General features: G+C 42.7%; 18 protein-coding genes. 9 read left to right on the top strand and 9 right to left on the bottom strand.

Annotated elements, in window-relative coordinates; genetic code table 11:
- Positions 1-399: a YbaY family lipoprotein gene (locus RGE70_RS12580; protein WP_310471793.1), complete on the bottom strand. Its 399-nt coding sequence runs from the start codon at positions 397-399 to the stop codon at positions 1-3.
- Positions 400-616: 217 nt separating this feature from the next.
- Here RGE70_RS12580 and RGE70_RS12585 point away from each other — a divergent pair, with 217 nt between their 5' ends.
- Positions 617-1,381: an SDR family NAD(P)-dependent oxidoreductase gene (locus RGE70_RS12585; RefSeq protein ID WP_310471794.1), complete on the top strand. Its 765-nt coding sequence runs from the start codon at positions 617-619 to the stop codon at positions 1,379-1,381.
- A gap of 78 nt (positions 1,382-1,459) precedes the next feature.
- Here the strand turns inward: RGE70_RS12585 and ompW are convergent, their stop codons facing one another.
- From ompW to RGE70_RS12610, 5 genes are all read right to left on the bottom strand, one after another.
- Positions 1,460-2,107 (bottom strand): outer membrane protein OmpW, encoded by a 648-nt coding sequence (gene ompW, locus RGE70_RS12590; protein WP_310471795.1) that lies wholly within the window; start codon positions 2,105-2,107, stop codon positions 1,460-1,462.
- A 299-nt stretch (positions 2,108-2,406) separates the two neighbouring features.
- Positions 2,407-2,985, bottom strand: coding sequence for a nucleotidyltransferase family protein (locus RGE70_RS12595; protein WP_310471796.1), 579 nt, complete (start codon positions 2,983-2,985; stop codon positions 2,407-2,409).
- A 90-nt stretch (positions 2,986-3,075) separates the two neighbouring features.
- Entirely contained in the window at positions 3,076-3,471 is a 396-nt protein-coding gene (locus tag RGE70_RS12600) for a YbaY family lipoprotein (RefSeq protein WP_310471797.1), read from the bottom strand.
- A gap of 39 nt (positions 3,472-3,510) precedes the next feature.
- Positions 3,511-4,380: an acyl-CoA thioesterase II gene (gene tesB, locus RGE70_RS12605; protein WP_310471798.1), complete on the bottom strand. Its 870-nt coding sequence runs from the start codon at positions 4,378-4,380 to the stop codon at positions 3,511-3,513.
- Between the two features lie 66 nt (positions 4,381-4,446).
- Positions 4,447-5,346 carry an SDR family NAD(P)-dependent oxidoreductase gene (locus RGE70_RS12610; RefSeq protein WP_310471799.1) on the bottom strand — a complete coding sequence of 300 codons (900 nt, stop codon included), beginning with the start codon at positions 5,344-5,346 and terminating at the stop codon, positions 4,447-4,449.
- A gap of 335 nt (positions 5,347-5,681) precedes the next feature.
- On the opposite strand from RGE70_RS12610, the gene RGE70_RS12615 reads away from it, so the two are divergent.
- Entirely contained in the window at positions 5,682-6,563 is an 882-nt protein-coding gene (locus RGE70_RS12615) for a 1,4-dihydroxy-2-naphthoate polyprenyltransferase (protein WP_310471800.1), read from the top strand.
- 201 nt (positions 6,564-6,764) lie between these two features.
- On the opposite strand, the gene RGE70_RS12620 is transcribed toward RGE70_RS12615, so the two are convergent.
- Positions 6,765-8,108, bottom strand: a complete 1,344-nt coding sequence (locus RGE70_RS12620) for an ammonia-forming cytochrome c nitrite reductase subunit c552 (protein WP_375087949.1) — start codon at positions 8,106-8,108, stop codon at positions 6,765-6,767.
- 116 nt (positions 8,109-8,224) lie between these two features.
- Positions 8,225-9,436 (bottom strand): NnrS family protein, encoded by a 1,212-nt coding sequence (locus tag RGE70_RS12625; protein ID WP_310471802.1) that lies wholly within the window; start codon positions 9,434-9,436, stop codon positions 8,225-8,227.
- Between the two features lie 371 nt (positions 9,437-9,807).
- Between RGE70_RS12625 and RGE70_RS12630 the strand changes: the two genes are divergently transcribed.
- The 3 genes from RGE70_RS12630 (at position 9,808) to RGE70_RS12640 (ending at position 12,789) form a co-directional block, all read left to right on the top strand.
- Positions 9,808-9,987, top strand: coding sequence for a carbon storage regulator (locus tag RGE70_RS12630; protein ID WP_310471803.1), 180 nt, complete (start codon positions 9,808-9,810; stop codon positions 9,985-9,987).
- Between the two features lie 252 nt (positions 9,988-10,239).
- A complete protein-coding gene (locus RGE70_RS12635; RefSeq protein WP_310471804.1) occupies positions 10,240-10,857 on the top strand; it encodes an NAD(P)H-dependent oxidoreductase in 618 nt (205 codons plus the stop codon).
- Between the two features lie 3 nt (positions 10,858-10,860).
- Positions 10,861-12,789, top strand: coding sequence for a monovalent cation:proton antiporter-2 (CPA2) family protein (locus RGE70_RS12640; RefSeq protein WP_310472974.1), 1,929 nt, complete (start codon positions 10,861-10,863; stop codon positions 12,787-12,789).
- 172 nt (positions 12,790-12,961) lie between these two features.
- On the opposite strand, the gene hpf is transcribed toward RGE70_RS12640, so the two are convergent.
- Entirely contained in the window at positions 12,962-13,318 is a 357-nt protein-coding gene (gene hpf, locus RGE70_RS12645; RefSeq protein WP_310471805.1) for a ribosome hibernation-promoting factor, HPF/YfiA family, read from the bottom strand.
- Between the two features lie 847 nt (positions 13,319-14,165).
- Between hpf and RGE70_RS12650 the strand changes: the two genes are divergently transcribed.
- The 4 genes from RGE70_RS12650 (at position 14,166) to RGE70_RS12665 (ending at position 17,290) form a co-directional block, all read left to right on the top strand.
- Positions 14,166-14,465, top strand: a complete 300-nt coding sequence (locus RGE70_RS12650) for a hypothetical protein (protein WP_310471806.1) — start codon at positions 14,166-14,168, stop codon at positions 14,463-14,465.
- Between the two features lie 2 nt (positions 14,466-14,467).
- Positions 14,468-16,273 carry a PepSY-associated TM helix domain-containing protein gene (locus RGE70_RS12655; RefSeq protein WP_310471807.1) on the top strand — a complete coding sequence of 602 codons (1,806 nt, stop codon included), beginning with the start codon at positions 14,468-14,470 and terminating at the stop codon, positions 16,271-16,273.
- Positions 16,273-16,599 (top strand): DUF3325 domain-containing protein, encoded by a 327-nt coding sequence (locus RGE70_RS12660; protein ID WP_310471808.1) that lies wholly within the window; start codon positions 16,273-16,275, stop codon positions 16,597-16,599. The genes RGE70_RS12655 and RGE70_RS12660 overlap by 1 nt, the downstream gene beginning before the upstream one ends.
- A gap of 211 nt (positions 16,600-16,810) precedes the next feature.
- On the top strand, positions 16,811-17,290 hold the full coding sequence (locus RGE70_RS12665; protein ID WP_310471809.1) for a hypothetical protein: 480 nt from the start codon (positions 16,811-16,813) through the stop codon (positions 17,288-17,290).
- Positions 17,291-17,603 lie beyond the last annotated feature (313 nt).

Here is a 17,603-nt window from a genome sequence, read left to right on the forward strand (position 1 = left end):
TTAGTGCGTCACTTTTTGTAGTAAAACCGACATAGGCTCAACAGAGTCTAAATCGATTCTATAAGTTTGGTCGGTGATAAACATGAGTTGATCGTTAAGCCGAATACTTGCGGCAACCGTGTAGGTGTGCCCTTGCTTAAACTGATCTAAGCGAAGTAAAAACTGAAACAAGGTAGGCGTACTCACATTGCCTCGCTCAAACTGAGCAATCACAACAGTGGGAGCATCGCGTAAAGATACCTCTTGCAGTTTTACTGTCATAACGGCGTCTGCAGGTAATGCTAGGCGTTCTTTGTACCAAACTTCACCATGGATCTCGACCATAGCATTTGAAGCCGCACAACCCGATAGTAAACTCACTGCCACTAAAAACAGCAAAGGCTTCCAGCCTGCTTTCATGTTATCGCTCCTCATAATACATTAAGACTTCTAGAAGTCTATATGTCTATGGCTGATAATTGGTGAACTTTTCGATACATATCACTGTTCTATGCCAAGTATTGTCGCTATTTAGTGACCTCAACAATGCATCATTGTCACAGCCACAAACAAATAATCTTGTTCTAATACACTTATGTTTCTATCATGAGTTACCGATTCGAAGTCGAATACTTATATGACACAAGCAACAGCAATTATTGTGGGCGCAAGCTCATTACTCAGCCGTGAAATCGCCAAACAGCTGGCTGAAGACGGTGTAGAACTCGCTTTATTAGCACAAGATCCACAATCTCTGACAGAGTTTAGTCAATCTCTGCCGACTAAGGCAGAAGTATTTCCACTACAAATCGATGATCCGCAAGCTATTATTGCCACCTTACACTCTGTTTGGCAAAGCTTAGGCGGGGCGCATTTGGTGCTGGTTAATACCGGATTGAATAGCTATGACCCAGAACTGCCTTGGCAACCAGAGCAAGATATTATTACTGTAAATGTGCAGGGGTTTTCAGCCATCTGTAATACCGCATTTAAACTTTTCCGTGACCAAGGTTATGGACAGCTTGCGGCAATTAACTCCATTGCAGGACTACGAGGTGGGCCAAATGTTGCTTACCACGCCTCAAAAAGTTACGCCCAAAATTACTTTGAAGGCTTGAGTATGCACGCTCAACGTTTAAAGCTTCCTATCACTTTAACCGATATCCAGTTGGGCTTGCTTGATAAAGCCGCCTTACAAAAAAACCGTCTTTGGTTGTCACCACCAGCCGAGGTTGCAAGCCAAGTAATTAAGGCCATGAAAGCTGGTAAACGCAAAGCTTATGTTACTAAACGCTGGCGTCTTGTGGCTTGGCTAACAAAGCTGCTGCCCGAGTTTATTTACAATACCCGCCATTGGAAAACTAAAGCACAAAAGAAAGCTGAGCGCGCTGCAAAAAAATAAAATGGTGTGGCAGATAAAACTAAAAAAGGAGCCTTGAGGCTCCTTTTTGTTGGCGATGCTACTCGGTAAATCAGTTTGTTAGAATGTGTAACCAACGCTAACCATGTAAACCCATGGGTCGATGTCGGTTTCAATTTCAACTGGGGTGTCGGCTAAGTTAAACTTAACATCGGTGCTAATTTGCGCGTACCAAATAGAGGCATTAATTAACCAGTTATTATTCAGTTGATAATCAACACCAACCTGCCCTGCTAAGCCCCATGAATTAGACATACTCAAATCTGTTAATGCGCCACCTAAATCATTGGTAAACTCATTATCATAAAAGTTGGTAAAGTTAACACCTAAGCCAACATATGGGCGCAGTTTAGATTGACCGTCACCAAAGTAATATTGCGCAACTAAGGTAGGTGGCAAATGTTTTGTTTCAGCAATTTTGCCTAATTCATCAAGAGACACATCATGACTAAAAGGTGAAGCAGCTAGCAACTCAACACCAAAATTGTCAGTGACCATATAGCCAAAGTTCAATCCTAGTTGAGTGTTATCATCAACAGAAAATTCACCATTACCTGCCACATCAGCGCTTGACTCATTTGGGGCAACAATCGCAACACCGGCACGTACTATAATATCACCAGCTTGGTGTGCAAATGCTGTAGAGGCAAAACCGGTAGTGAGTAGGGCAGTAGCAATTAATCCAGATACGATATTTTTGTTCATCATATGACTCCATCATTACAACGTGAGTTGCTGTTTTTGTTGTTAATATTTAATTATTTGCCCGTAGACTGCCAGATCCAACAACAGCTGTATTGATCTGTATCAACACTAAAACCAAACCATCACCAAACTCGCACCCAAAGTGATCTAGATCATCATTCAACCCTCGATTTAGAGCTGGGTAGCGGGAATTACGTGACCAACGCCCCGTTAGAACACTTTTCAATCAGCAATAAAAAGCCAATCACCCCTCGACAAACTGAGCCTTGATTACTGTTTTAACATCGACTGAGAAGTTAGTTTTACGCTGTAATGTACAACTGCGGATACCGCGTTAGCCATTTTTTACTGCTAATTCGTTGCTCAAAGATCGCGGCTGCAGCGCGATTATTATGGCTTAATGTCAGCTGGAACAGGCGCTCACAACCAAATGGGGCCAATAGCTTTAACCCACAGCCGTTAATGTTCACCGCCACGGCTGTTTCTTTTTCAGGCCAATAGCGCATTGCATCATAACTGGACTGATAGGCTGCATGCTGGTTTTTAAGGTGCATTCGAGCTTGGTTTTTAACAGACCAAGCATAATCTGGCGCAATAGCCATTAATTTAGCTTGGTAACGCTCATCTTGTTCAGCTGTCAAGTTGCTAGGGTCGAAGTAGATAAGATCAATATCGTTTAGCGGGGTTGGTGAGTAGCCGTGCAATTTATCCCATACCAAATTACGCACAAAACCTGCGGCTAACATCCATTGTGGTAACTGTAATTGCTCAGCAATAATGAGAGCTTGATAGCGATAGTCATCCTGTTCAAGCCATTGGATGATTTGCTGCTCAGGCGTTAGCATTCGTTGCGGCTCATATTGGTAAGTTGGATGACTCATAACTGGCAGTGGTTAACGGTTATGCGGCCTCTTACGCTAATTGGGTGAACAAAAAAGGAGCCTAAGCTCCTTCAATAATATTGCTAGCCTCTATGAGACTGGCTTCATGATCACTTCTGTAGTGAATTTATTATTATTGATCACAGGATAGCGATCATAAGTTTGGAATATCACTTTCCCTTGATATTGAATCATTGCCGCTACGCCATAATTGATTGAATCATCGATGGTATTTGCAGGCAGCATAAATTTGAATGGGATGGGCGCCCTGACAATATTAAAACTCTTTTGCGCCACAATTACGCCTCGTTTATCTAAGTCAATAATAGCAATAGTGATTGAGCACCCTTCAAGTGGCAATGCTATTTTTTCAAGGTATCCCGCAGCACCATTGACCACGATGGCCTCAGGCTCTTTAACGGTGACACAAGCGGATAATGTTAATAAGCACAGTAACACTGTCCATTTTTTTAATACTGAGATCATGTTGGTTCCTGTTACGACTCTAAGACGCTGAGCGGTATTTTAGTTTGGTTTTTTAGACATCCGAATAAGTCCTTCTTGCGTGGCAGAAGCCACCAACTGACCTTGTTGGTTGAAAAATTGCCCCTTTACAAAACCACGGCCACCACTCGCATTTGGGCTTTCAATGCTATAAAGCAACCACTCGCTTGTATCAAACGGTCGATGAAACCACATTGAGTGATCAATTGTTGCTAGACGCATTCCTGGAGTAAGCACCGACACGCCATGGGGTTGTATGGCTGTCATTAAAAAATCAAAGTCCGATGCGTAGGCAAGTAGGTAGTCATGCACACAGACATTTTCTGGCACCGTACCATTAGCTTTTAGCCAAATATAACGCACAGGTTCGGTGATTTCGGGCATTAATGGATTAATCGGATTGACAATACGCATCTCAATTGGCATTTCACCAGTAAACATTTCAAGAATTTTGTCAGGCACTTTACCTTTAAGCGATTCGGCAAGCTGTTGTTGATTTAGTAAACCTTCTGGCCCAGGAACATCAGGCATGACCGCTTGATGTTCAAAACCCACTTCATGGGATTGAAAAGAGCAAGTCATGTAAAAAATCGGCCGCCCTTTTTGAATAGCCTTAACTCTACGCGCACTAAAACTTCCGCCATCGCGCATATTTTCAACGTCATAAATGATGGGGAGTTTTTCGTCACCTGCACGTAAAAAGTAGGAGTGTAAAGAGTGTACTTTGCGGTCGGTTGATACCGTTTGCTTTGCGGCACTTAACGCCTGCCCCATCACTTGACCACCAAAAACATGACCAAAGCCAAGATCTTGACTTTGACCACGAAAAAGCCCTTCTTCAATCTTTTCTAGAGAAAGTAAGGCGAGTAAATCATCTAATACTTGACTCATCAGAACCTGAATATGCTGCAACTAATATAAACTAGCTTACCCCAAGTATCCCTGTTCTCGCCAGCTTTACTCTATGACGATTTTTCGCCCCTCTGCTGCAGCTTTTGCCCACGTCAACACTTGCGCCTCTCCGGATGAGTGTCCGCGGCACGGCTTAGCACGATAAATATCTTGCCAGCGGCTATCTATTCCCTTGGGTGTACACTCTTCGGCGGTAAATCTACTCGCGGCAAATGTCACCATTTCACCTTGGCTAATTGAACCTGCTGCTGCAAATAAATGTTTGCCCGATGGAGCTCTATTACTGCACAAATACACCATTACTGCGGCGGCTGTGGTTTTAGAAAAAAGCGGCCTCACCGCTGGAGCTAAATGATCTGCTGTCATATTAGTGACGGCATGAGGCGTAATACTATTAACACTAATACCAAACTGTGCACCTTCTAGGTGCAGGCTATTGACAAAACCGACGAGCGCCATTTTACTCGCACTAAAACTCGACTCGTAGACATCACCAAAAATCGCACTGGCACATGTCATCAAAATGCGGCCGTAACCATTAAGTTTCATACCAGGCCACACGGCTTTGGTCATGTTAAAACTACCATTTACATCAACATCAAACTGACGTTTCCAATCCGCTTCATTTAAGATTTCAAACGAACAAGAGTGATGGATGCCGGCATTATTGACTAAAATATCAATCTTGCCCCAATCATCCAAAATATCATCTACTGCTTGCTTTACGATGACAGAATCACAAATATCGATACAAAACATTTTAACTTCGCCACCAACTGCCTTAATCGCATCGGCGCAGCTATATAAACCAGAGTCATGGGTTGTATGCGCCAGGCAGTCTATAATGACGACTCGCGCACCACGCTGAGCAAGTTCAATAGCATATGCTCTTCCTAATCCTGCTGCAGCTCCTGTAACGACTGCTACTTGACCATCAAAACGCATACTGCTAACCCTCTAGTGACATATTTTCCGGTAACTTCTGACATCCCTGTAGTACCGCCAGATGCGTTATCGCAATAACAGCCAAACTAATAAATTGGATAAAACTGTGTTTGAATATTGCACACATGAAGTGGCTCAGGTGTGCGCTAGATCTAATAATTTAAACTCTTGTTTACAGGATGTACATTTACCTTTCCAGAATGTTAACTAAGCCAGATTTTTGCCATTTAAAATCCACTTTTTAGGTGTGTGAATTTTTGTTATCATAGTCAGGCAACATTTCTATGTTGGTTCGTAATTCTGCGATATATATCTCTGTTAAGTAATAATAAATAATGAATCCTTGGATACTAGCAATACGCCCTCGTACTTTATCTGCGGCGATTGGCCCCTTATTAGTGGGTAATATTTTAGCCCTGCAACTGGAACAATTCAGTTGGTTTATCGCCTTCACATCAATGCTATGCGCAGTGCTGCTACAAATAGCCGTTAACTTAGCCAATGACTATTTTGACTTTAAAAGCGGTGTTGATACCGCTGAACGTGTTGGCCCAACTCGCGTAACACAAAGCGGAATGCTCAGCCCGACAGCTGTGCGAAATGGGATGATTTTTTGCCTTGTTTTAGCTTTGTTGGTTGGGTCGTTTCTAATTATGCATGGCGGATGGCCCATTGCTTTATTAGCACTTGCCGCTGTTTTAGGGGCATTAGGTTATAGTGGCGGTCCTTATCCATTGGCCTCACATGGCTTAGGCGAAATCGCCGCATTTGTCTTTTTTGGGCTGGTTGCCGTGGTCGGCAGTTACTTTTTGCAAGCCACTGAAACCAGCACAAATGCATGGTTACTTGGCGCTGCTATTGGGTTTCTTAACGCCGCCATTATGCTGGTAAATAACACCAGAGACATGGACACCGATATTAAAGCAGGTAAAAAAACCATGGCAGTAAGAGTTGGCCTAGCTCAAGCTAGGATTTTTTATCAGAGCTTTATATATCTGCCTTTCGCTATTATTATCGCTGGATTTTTAATGGGCGTGATTCCTGGTTTACCGGTCCTTTTTGCAGGGTTAGCATTTATTGTTGCGCGTAATTTATGTCGTGATTTTAATGACGTCACCGGAGCAGAGCTTAACCCTCTGTTAGGACGCACTGCAAAACTCACCATGTTATTTAGCGGTCTGTTTAGCTTAGGTTTTGCCATCGACTTACTGTTTTAAACAATTAAAAGCCAATACGAGTCATTAAGTGACTGCATTATTTTTGGCAACAAAAAGCCAGCGATATACGCTGGCTTTTTTGTAATATGTCAGTCCACAGCGCTGAATGTTACTCACGCACCGCATAGTCAACAATAGTACTATCGCGGCCCTATATTCCAAGGGCCAGCCAATAGCAAAAGACTTAACCGCAAGCCAGAGTTACTCGTAACCGTGACGGCTTACTTCAGACCAGTGCTTATCAACTCCTTGTTTAATAAATTGCTTTTTAGCCTCAGTCAATTTATCTAGCTCAATGCTCATGGCAGCATGCGCTGCAGCTTTAGTGCTGTAATCGGGGTAATTAACTGTTTTAATATCAAACTTCTTTAAAATTTCAACCAATGAAGTACGTGCATAGACCACTTGCTTAAGTGCAATATCGAGCAATTCATTGCCCTCTTGAGGGTTGTGAGCATATAAACCGTGCGATGCCATAGCAAAGTCCCAGCGCCATTGTGAATGACGAATCGCCATAATCGCATCGTTCATCACAGACCAAGTTGCTCCTGCTTCCCATGCCGCGCCCGCTTCGTAATGCGCTTTAATTAATAGGTCTTCTACATTTCTGGCTTTAGCATTAATACTGGTCTTGTTGTTTTCTAATGTATTTGTGATGCTTTTTTCGCTCTCGTGACAACCTTGGCAGACCGTTTCAAAATGGTCTAATGCCTTACTCACTTTATGGCTAGTAAAGGTTTTACCTTGCTCGTCGGTCGTCTCAGGCATATGACAGGTAATGCAAGTAACCCCTGCTTCAGCATGTTGGCTGCGACTCCAGTGCTCAAACTCTGGGTGACGCGCTTTTAGGATAGGTGTTTGCGATACCGGATGGATCCATTCATAAAAGCGACGGGTATCGTAATATTTTTCGATGTCGTCAACGCTGTTACCGAAAATCCATGGAATATTAACTTTGTTACTGCGTTCAGGCTGAAAATAGTAGGTTACATGACATTGACCACACACCTGAGCGCCTTTCATATTGGTATCTTGCTTATCAAATGGCAGATGTACTTTGGCCATAGCATCTTGCGCATGCGGTCTTGGCAGCGCTAACTGCGCTTTACCGTCGACATGACAATCGGTGCAATAAACCACGCTGTTAACTTCAGCCCCTAAGTCGGTAAAGTTCTTCGCCGAATACCCTTCAACACCTAATTCATTCATTAATCGCGGGGCATCTGGTGTTTTACAAGTCCAGCAACTAGCTGACAGGCCTTTATCACCCGCTTTTGGAGGCACACCTGTACGTAAGGTATGTGTTACGTCTGCCACTGCAAAATGGTGCCCACGTGGGCTATGGTACTCTTTTGCAAACGATGAGCCGGCCCACAAAATAATCGCTGCGGGATAACTTGCTAACATGTCTTCACGTTCAGTTTGCTCTGAGGTGGCTAACCAGCTTTTATATTGAGTCGGGAACTTTACTTTTAATGCCGCATCACGCTCAGCCTGTGCTTTTGCTGCAGGGCTCAGTTCTGCAGCCTGCAACACACTGGCCATAGAACCTAGTGATAGCCAACATAATACACTCGCTAGTTTTACTACTTTTTTTACACTCATTAAATTCTCTACTTACCTTTGAACTAACATGAAAAACAAAAAGATTAAGACAACATCTAACCCGGCCGGCCATCGATACGTGGTGTTGACAAAATAACGGCATAATTAACCACAAACATGCCAAATGCTAATGACCAAAAGCCGCCTGCTAGCCACAACCACAACTGATAATGCTCTGGCCATATAATCGGCATCACCGACCTTAAAAATGCGGCAAGTGGCAGGCTTAAAAAAGCCACTGTCATGTTAGGGCCTTCATAAATATTACGACTGGTATGCCCCAGCGATACACGCGAGATCATCGACAAACAAATGCCCGCCAAGGTGCCAATGGCAAACAGGTGAATTAAATGGCGATACGCCATGGTGTCATGAATATTCCACGCGAGAGCTATCAGCGTGACAGGCAAAAACACGTAAGCGATGTGCAATGACCATAGCATGGGTTGTTGCAGCGTTTTGTGTGGAAACCACCGTAACCAGCGTAGCAAGTGTAATGCAGCAGCAATCAATAACAGCCCTTGCTCTGCAGCCAACGGCAATACTTTCGTCATCGCCTGCCCCACCAAAATTGTCATCGCGATAATGACACTTTTTTCAATTAACGCTATTGGAGTCGGTTTGCTTTGCTTAATTTTAATCGCAGTGAAAAAGGGGATCACCCGCCCGCCAACAATGGTGATCAACAAGCCCAACCACCAAATCATTGCCTGCCAGATCTGCAAGCTTAAAGAAAAATCTCTATTACTAAGTGCATAGTAACTGAGTAGGTTAATGGTTAATGCCACCATTAACATGATGGGGAACCCAATATTGTGCCATTGCTTTACTTTGTAAACACAACGCCAGAGTTTAATCGCTGTAAATCCGATAAATAATGAGTCAAATATGGCTGGTAACCACAATGGGATTGATACCGGCAATAACAACATTAATCTCGCGGCTAACCAGCAGCCAAATGTAATGGCCAACGCCCAGCCCTTCATACCTGGTTGATGAGTCCACGTTTGTACCGATGTGAGTAAAAAGCCACAAACGATGGCTAGCGCAAAGCCAAATAACATTTCATGCGGGTGCCACCAAAGCGGTACCACTTTCACCCAAAAATCTGTCTGAAATAAACTGTGCTGCGGGTAAAACCAGGTGACTAACCACAGCGGCACAAACAACATTGCAACCAATGCGCCCCCCAGAAAAAAAGGCCTAAAACCGAGCCTAAATAACGCTGGAGTCTTTTCTGTTGCGGCGGGATCGTCAATATTTAACATTGTTTTGCCTCACATTTTAAACACGCTTATTATATGCATCTTAAGCTGGTTGCATCATTGTATCTACCATTAATTTTGATCACAATTGAAATTTAAGTTGTTTGTTGCTTCTGTGAGCTCTGTAGCTAGTTGATTCAGCTGAATATTCCTTTGTAGGTATATTTTTATTGCAAAACCAAGCCTGACTAAACAGTGGGGCTGATTATTCGTCATTAAAATAATTTGTGGGCATAGGTTTCAGTTTTCATTAGAAAATACAGCCACAATCGCGCTAAAACAGCCTCATAACAGTGAAAAACACTCAGTTCAAGCCTAATCACTTACTGATAATAGTCTAAACTTTGATCACTACTCATATACAAGGATGTATTATGTTGATTCTTACTCGTGCAGTGAACAGCGCCATTATTCTGAGTAATGTTTACGATGAAAACGGCAACTGCCTAGAAGATATCGAAATTAACATTTTTAAAGATAACCGTATTGGTATTAAGGCTGACAAATCGATTGATATTGTCCGTGCTGAAACGCTCCAAGCTGAACCCGACTAGTTAACCGCAAACTTAGCGCAACTCCCTCAGAGGCAAATGGCTAAAATGCAGGCTTCTAGTGTGACTTAGACTAAAAGTTAAGTCCTTACATAGGTCAAAACACATTTATTAGCGACGCAATGCCGATACTTGAAGCCCCTTAGTATTGCGGGAGTATCGTTTAAGCACCATTGACCGTAAACTTTATCCGGCAATTTCTATTGCTGTGCTAGATTAAATATTAGCCAGTTAATTAATTGCATTGGATTGACCATGCTAAAAGAAAAAAAGAAAGTTTTAGTACTCTACGCTCACCCCTCTCAAGAGCGCTCAGAGGTCAATAAACCTCTGTTTGAAGCCACTCTCCACCATAACCATGTGACAGCTGTCGATCTGTATGCTGAGTATCCAACCTTTAGAATTAATATAGACAAAGAGCAGCAAAGATTACGCGAACACGATGTGATTATTTTTATGTTCCCGTTGTACTGGTACTCCACTCCCTCTATTTTAAAAGAATGGCTGGATCTGGTGCTTGAATATAATTTTGCTTATGGTGCCAAGGGCAATGCACTTAAAGGCAAAACATTTTTTTGTGCTATCAGCGCTGGAGGCAGTGAAGCTGCGTTTCACACTGATGGCTATAACCACTTTACCTTACGTGAGTTACTCCACCCTTTAGAGCAAACAGCCAACCTCACCGGTATGACCTATTTAGCTCCTTTTGCCCTTTTTGGTGCCCGCAGAGCCATTGAAGAAAATCGCCTACAGGGGCATATCAATGATTGGCTAACACTACTATCGGCGTTAGCGAACAACAGCCTTGATATTCCAGCAGCGACAAAGCCTTTAACACTCAATCACTGCCTCAACAACTTAATTAAAGGATAAATGATGACCGCTTATTTTATACAAGCTTTTATCTACTTAGCCGCTGCTGTGATTGCCGTGCCATTAGCTAAACGTTTTGGTTTAGGGTCTGTTCTGGGCTATTTAATTGCAGGGGTTTTCATTGGGCCGATTGCGGGGTTAGTCGGTAGCGAAACCAATACTTTGCAACACTTTGCTGAATTTGGTGTAGTAATGATGTTGTTTTTGGTGGGCTTAGAACTTGAGCCACGAATGCTATGGGATATGCGCAAAAAGCTGATCGGTTTAGGCGGCCTACAAGTAGGAGTAACAATACTGGTAGTGATGGGGATTGCAATCGCCTTTGGCTTTAGTTGGAGCGTTGCGCTTACTGTCGGCATGATTTTTTCACTGTCGTCGACCGCCATCGTGCTACAAACTTTTAATGAAAAAAACCTCACCAAAACCGAGGGCGGGAAAAACGCCTTTTCGGTACTGTTATTCCAAGATATTGCCGTTATTCCCATGCTGGCATTCATTCCACTGCTAGCCTTACCTGAATTGGTTGAAAAAGCGCGTTCAGTGGTATCCACAGCGTCTGAGCATCATGAAGAGTTGTCTTTAGTCGCTGGCCTACCCGGTTGGGCCTACGGCATTGTGGTGTTATTAGCCATCGCTTCGGTAGTTATTGGCGGTCATTACCTCAGTAGACCGTTATTTAGGTTTGTTGCCAGCTCGAGCTTACGCGAAATATTTACCGCAGCTGCACTGATGTTAGTGATCGGGATAGCTGCGCTTATGAGCCTAGTAGGATTGTCGCCTGCTTTAGGCACATTTTTAGCAGGTGTGGTACTGGCTAATAGTGAGTTTAGGCATGAGCTGGAGTCTGTGATTGAGCCGTTTAAAGGCTTATTGTTAGGGCTGTTTTTTATCACCGTTGGCGCGGGGATTAATTTTACCGTACTGATTGATAATTTCGGCCCCGTACTAGCCATGACCTTCGGCGTGATTGTCATTAAAGCATTAGTGCTATTTCTGCTTGCGATGATTTTCAAAATACAAAACAGTGACCGCTGGTTATTTGCTTTAAGTCTGGCGCAAGCCGGCGAGTTCGGCTTTGTATTACTCAGTTATTCAGTACAAAATCATGCTATAGCGGTGGATACTGTACAAATACTGTCTTTAGTGGTCGCTTTATCTATGTTCCTCACTCCGGGGCTATTTATTTTATTTGATAAAGTCATTCTGCCGCGTTATGAGCAAAATAAAAATACTCGCGATCCTGATGTTATTGACGAGAAAGGCACGGTTATCATTGCCGGCATTGGTCGCTTTGGTCAAATAGTAAACCGCCTATTAAGGACTAATGGCTTCAAAACCGTTGTGATCGATCATGAAACACAACAAGTTGAAAACATGAGAAAAATAAACACCAAAAGCTTTTATGGAGATGCAACCAAACCAGATTTGCTCCATACTGCCGGCATTGCAGATGCTAAAATGTTGGTGATAGCTATCGACAACCCTGACCGCGCCGTTGCACTTACCGAATATATCAAGCACACGTATCCACACGTCATTGTATTAGCACGAGCATTTGATAGAACCACCTTGTATAGGCTGCGTAAAGCTGGGGCTGACTTCATGGTTAGTGAAACATTTCATTCTGCACTCAAGCTGGGTAAGCACGCCTTAACGCGCCTTGGCGTGCATCCGTTTAAAGCTGAGCAACAAAGTGCGCTGTTTTTTGAAACTGAACTTGCGCAAAAAAACACGCTGTATGAGGCTTGGCAACGCTTCACTGAAGATGACAAACATCTAGTGCATTACCGGGACATGTTTATTCAGTTAGAGGAAACCTTAAGTCGTGCGATGAAAGATGAACGCTATCGTAGTTTTTCAAAAATGGAGCGTAGTTGGACACCGCCGCCAAAACAATCAGACTGTGTATTTTCTCAATCTGAAAAAGAATAAGCGAGGCTAGCTGGGCTGATAACGCTGTGTGCGTATGCCGCACTGGATAACTGCACAGTAAAAAACTGCTGTAATAAACAGTAGCGGTGTTGGCCACTTTTGAGTTAATGCAATAAAAAAGCCCCCGCGCTAATGCTGTTAGCAACGAGGGCTTATCTCAAAGGTTAATCCACTACAATAAGTTCATCTCTTGAACTTTTTCGTGGGCAATCTCTGGAGTGGTGACCGCTGGTTTTGAATGTAAGTCTGCTTTCAATTGACCTTTACGATGCTTTAGTGCTGCATCAAGTTTTTTAGCTGCGCTGGTAATGGCTGGATACATAACAGAATCGTTACCAGAAGCGGATATTCGGCTTCCCTCGTAATTAGTTCTAATTTCAACCTGGAATTCGCCGTGCTCTTTGGCAATGATAATATCGAGTGCGATCAGGGTTGGAAAATGATTCTCTATCTTCGAAAACTTCTCATGGACATGTTGTTTTACAACATCAGTAACATCTACGTGGTGACCAGAAAGATTTATTTTCATAGGTTTTCCTTTTTACAATGACTTCTACTTAATACACTTGCGGTTAACGCAATCAATTACAAGCTTTTATTAATAAATATTCACTCAATAAACGCTTATAACAAAGTCTTTCGCGCTCTAAGCCAGTGCGCACAGTTAAAGTCATAAAAATGATGTTTGCAGTGTTTGCTAAATTTGCCACTTAACCAATGGTTGAAACATATACGAACTCGGTAATGAGTGACGACCAAAGCTGTAAACGGTATGTCGTTAGCTTGATTACCTTCTACAAATTTAGACAAAAAAAACAGCTTTAGCTGGGTTTTTATCATGCTTTTGGTAATTAATTTGAAATTAATTTACTACTTATTAGTACATCAAACACTTACAGTAAAGCAACCTTATTCACACTTAACTTTGAACAATAACGCTTTATGATTAACTCTTTTGTGAATCAACCTCAAACACATCGGCTAGGAATTCGTTATCGCTGCAGCCAGCCTTAAAAAATCCCCCCAGCAATAGTATCTTTACTGTCAAAGCACCCAGTAACAAATCACGACGTTCTGCCATATCCACTTTAACCACGAGTAAAAAATATAACCCTGTTAAACACTTTTTAGACAATTGCCTGTTAGCCAACAATTAACGCACAAAGACAGCAATTCACCCAACCCTAAATTAGCAGCAGAAACCATAGAGTTAACAACCAGCTTCATTTATGAGACGTATGTCTCAAGATGCTCATTTTTACGCTAAAACGGGAATAAAAATAGTTATCAATTAGATTGCTTACTATAAAATAATAACCCCATTTCTTACATTTAGGCGCTAAGCAAGTCAGCCTAACTTAAAGGTATCCATCTTAATGACCTCAATTCGCTCCAATTTTAAAAATTTGTTGAGTTCGCAGGGATTAAATATTACCTCGCGTAGCTTAGCCGCAATATTGGGTGGCTATCTGTTAGCAGCAACAGCCTGTGCCCTACTTGCGTTAATTATTCCACTTCCTGCATTTGAGAGCACTGTAACCGCATCGATGCTGTCATTTAGTTTCTATACCGCAGCCGTTATATGGGTGTTTACAGTTAAGCACCACCTCATTGCATGGCGTGATCTGCTAATTGCTAGCGGTCTGTTTTATTTAATTATTTTACTAGTAGGATAACCATGAAAGAGAATTTTTTCCGCAGTATGACATGGCTACACAAATATGTAGGCCTGCTGGTATGCTGGGTATTATTACTGATATTTTTTGCGGGTACCTTAAGCTACTACCGTGATGACATTAACCTCTGGACTAAACCAGAACTGCATAAAGATGTCATTCAAGACTATGACGCTGATCAAGTCCAAACGACACTGAGCAAAGCGCAGCTTTACCTTAACGAGCATGCAAGTGACTCAAGCCAGTGGCAAGTAAATTTCCCAACCGATAGTAAGCCTTACCTCAGCTATGCTTGGCAGCTTAAATCTGAGCCTGGCCAAGGACGGGGGCGTGGACAAGCACCTGCGCCAACAGAACAAGCACAGCAACGCGGTCAAGGTCGTGGACAAGCTGAGCAAGCACAGCAACGTGGTCAAGGTCGTGGGCAAGCAGAACAAGCCCAAGCAAAAGCAAAAGCACAGGGTGGCGGTGGCGGACATCGTCATTTCAGATTTGCTGAGCATATTGTCCAGCAAGACACCGTTATTACGGAAGTACGAGAATCAAGAGGTGGTAACTTCTTCTATAAGTTACATTTCAAACTCTATTACCTACCAGGTATGCTTGGCATCTTGGTTGTTGGCTTCTGCACCATGTTCATGTTGGTTGCTATCGTCAGTGGTGTGTTTATTCATCGCCGGATCTTTAAAGACTTCTTTAGCTTTAGACGTAACAAAGCAAGTCGCGCTTGGTTAGATGCTCATAATGTAAGCTCGGTACTGGCGCTGCCATACCACTTAATGATCACCTATACCGGACTTGTAACAGTCATGGCGTTTTACATGCCATGGGGCGTTATCACAGCTCTTGATGGCAACACCAATGAGTTTCGTGCCCAGCTACAAGGTAAAAGTGAGCAAGTACAACCACTGGGTCAAAAAGCCAACCTGGTTTCACTCGATTCTTTATGGCCTCAAATTAAAGAGCAAGTGGGCGAGACTCCAATCAAGCAGGTTGTGATCCACAACCCTGGTGATGCAAATAGCCGTGTAAAAGTATACCGAGCAATAGACAAGAGCATCACTGAGCGCAATGAGCCAATTATTTTCGATGGCGTTAATGGCAAACTGTTAAGTAAAACTGTTGTGGCTGAATCAGCTACGTTAAATGTGCACGACACGTTTATCGCATTGCACACCGGACGTTTTGCAGAGCCACTATTGCGTTTGTTGTTTTTCATCAGCGGTCTAATGGGCTGCGCAATGATTACAACGGGTGCACTACTTTGGGCGCATAAAATTCGTCAAAAACAGCAAAAGCAAATTAGCCAAGGCCAAAAAGCCACTTTTGGTTTGCGTTTAGGTGAAGGCTTAAACCTAATGTTTATTGCAGGTTTACCACTAGCCACCAGCGTATTTTTCTATGCTAACAGGCTCATACCAGCCGATATGGCTAATCGTGGTCAGCAAGAGATAAATTGCTTTTTCATGACGCTTCTCATCGTTGGCATTATCGCCTGCTTTAAACGTACATTAACTGTTTGGCGTGCACTACTCACCTTAACAGGCTTGAGCTTGATTGCGATTCCGGTATTAAATGCATTAACCTCTAACAGCGACCTGTTCAGTAACATTAATCAGGCACAGTGGTCATTAGTAGGCTTTGACTTAATGTGCGTTATTTTTGGACTTGCGAGCTTGTTTGCCCAAAGAAAAGTGGCGATTAAACAAGCAAAACAAATGACTGGTACTCATAAGGAAGCTCAGCAACAAGATGTGCAAGCTCCAGTATTTGCGCAACAAACCTCAGTGACTAAAGGAGCTGAATAATGACTTTAAGTTTACTAGGATTGAGCTACATTGCGTTTTGCTTGCTAGTATTAGCGATGTTTTCTCACCACCGTGAGATCTTCGGTCAAGCGCCTACCGCTAAGCAGACTCGCTATTTCAGCGTTGCCGGTTGGCTAGGGTTACTATTAACTTACTGCGGTTGTGTTGTTGACTCAGGCTTCGGCTACGGCACTGTTGTTTTCTTAGGCTTGCTGTCAGCTTCAGGTTTACTGGTAGTTTTAACATTAAGTTACCGCGCTAAGTTTGTTCCTTTTGCAATGGGACTCAGTGCGATTTTAAGTGCAACCTTGCTGGTTATTTCGTAACGTGCAATCAACGCATTAATAAAAGCTCAACCATTAACTGGTTGAGCTTTTTTTTGCCCATTTTCATCGCAACTAACGGCAACACTCTTGCTTTAAACTGGCTTTACCACACTAGTAAAAATACCAGTTTGCATTCAATCGTGTTCACATTTAGTTTCAATCGCTTAAAATCCAATCCGGACTATATTTATCATTTATCGACTGAGAACCTATGCAAGTTTCGCCATCACAGCTCAATACTGCCACAATGGCAACTAGCTCGGCGCTCGCTTCGCATAATGACTCCACAATTGAGTGCAATCATAACGGTGCAGCCCAGCAACCTGCTGTCACTCAACAACCACAAGTTGATAGCGTGACCTTATCAAGTCAGTCAATCACACTCGCAGCCCAACAGGACACAAGTGCCAATGATGACGTTACTTTACCTGTAGAACCCTCTTTACCAGATAATGGCGAAAAGGTTGAGCATTATGTTGATTACAGAAAGGCCAAAGCACAATATCAGTTTTATGCCGATATCGCGGGGGTTTCAACCGATAACAGCCACCTATCACCCGCTTCAGCTTACTACTTATCTAATAACGAAGATGCCCGCCAAGCCGTAGTAAATAATAAAGCCCAACAGCAACAAGCTGCATTGATGCAAACCTATGTTGATACCACTAAAAGTATTAATGAATACAGCTAACAGCAATCGGCTCATACATAAATAACAACTGTCACTCTAGTTATAAATCTATTTTTTTCACCGTAAATTTTTGCCCTTCCCCACTATCTCAACAGCAACAACTAGCAATATATTCCCCATATAAAACAGTAGTTAACTGCATACTAATTTAGCCAAGGTGCTAATTTAGCTGCCGTTCGGTACCCGTTAATGCCTGTAAGGCTAAATTGCTAAAAATAATTTTTATCCAGCTTACATGCGTAAGCCCATGAAAAATTTATAAATAAAATATTTAAACAACAAAAAAGTAAACAAGCGTTTAAACTAACCGTTT

The sequence above is a fragment of the Shewanella youngdeokensis genome, from assembly GCF_033180165.1.
Classification (GTDB): domain Bacteria; phylum Pseudomonadota; class Gammaproteobacteria; order Enterobacterales; family Shewanellaceae; genus Shewanella; species Shewanella youngdeokensis.